This is a genomic window from Tenebrionibacter intestinalis, from assembly GCF_016632365.1.
GTDB lineage: Bacteria > Pseudomonadota > Gammaproteobacteria > Enterobacterales > Enterobacteriaceae > Tenebrionibacter > Tenebrionibacter intestinalis.
The window spans coordinates 1-439 of record NZ_JAEPBH010000175.1; the positions used below are offsets into that span (position 1 = coordinate 1).

Genomic DNA, 439 nt, shown 5'->3' on the forward strand with positions numbered 1-439 from the left:
GTAGACGCCAGCGGAACAGCTTCTTGCCTTGCCCGACCAACCGGTACAGGATTTCACCACTGAGTTTGCCATGATTGGTTTTGCCAAATAAAACCCATGTCTTACTCTGCCCGGGTTTTGGTGGCTTACACCAGTGACGCATCAGCATTTTGATACCTGTACGGTATTTGCGGGCCAGCCAGTGAGCCAGCTTCCAGAACACGACACGGTCGATATAACCGAAGACCTTGGCCTTAAAATCAACGAACTGATAGAACATAGCCCAGCCTTTCAGCTTCCGGTTAAGTATTTCAACCATATCGATTTTACTTTCACTGTAATTACCTGATAACAGTGCCGTCAGCGAGGCCGCGAAGTTTCTGGCCTTATCGTGTGGGATTGTCGAGACCACCCGCATATCGCCGTAGCGACTGCGTTTACGGATGATCCTGTGGCCCAG

The 439-nt window shown here is 50.3% G+C and carries 1 protein-coding gene; it reads right to left on the minus strand.

Features of this window, described 5'->3' with window-relative positions; genetic code table 11:
- A partial coding sequence (locus JJB97_RS18365; protein WP_317981609.1) for a group II intron maturase-specific domain-containing protein occupies window positions 1-439 on the minus strand: 439 nt, incomplete at both ends.